This window comes from Colidextribacter sp. OB.20, assembly GCF_009911595.1.
Taxonomy (GTDB): Bacteria; Bacillota; Clostridia; order Oscillospirales; family Oscillospiraceae; genus Lawsonibacter.
Map to the genome: position 1 here is coordinate 1 of NZ_QWKG01000170.1, position 588 is coordinate 588.

The following is a 588-nucleotide window of genomic DNA, read 5'->3' on the forward strand; positions in this document are numbered from 1 at the left end:
CGATGAGTGCTAGGTGTTGGATCCTTTCCGGGATTCAGTGCCGCAGCTAACGCATTAAGCACTCCGCCTGGGGAGTACGACCGCAAGGTTGAAACTCAAAGGAATTGACGGGGGCCCGCACAAGCGGTGGAGCATGTGGTTTAATTCGAAGCAACGCGAAGAACCTTACCAGGTCTTGACATACTCGTGCTATCCTTAGAGATAAGGAGTTCCTTCGGGACACGGGATACAGGTGGTGCATGGTTGTCGTCAGCTCGTGTCGTGAGATGTTGGGTTAAGTCCCGCAACGAGCGCAACCCTTATTACTAGTTGCCATCATTAAGTTGGGCACTCTAGTGAGACTGCCGGTGATAAACCGGAGGAAGGTGGGGATGACGTCAAATCATCATGCCCCTTATGACCTGGGCTACACACGTGCTACAATGGATGGTACAACGAGTCGCCAACCCGCGAGGGTGCGCTAATCTCTTAAAACCATTCTCAGTTCGGATTGCAGGCTGCAACTCGCCTGCATGAAGTCGGAATCGCTAGTAATCGCGGATCAGCACGCCGCGGTGAATACGTTCCCGGGCCTTGTACACACCGCCC

General features: G+C 53.7%; 1 rRNA gene. It reads left to right on the plus strand.

The window, feature by feature from the left end:
• A 16S ribosomal RNA gene (locus D1641_RS19035) occupies nt 1–588 on the plus strand; the annotation flags it as partial.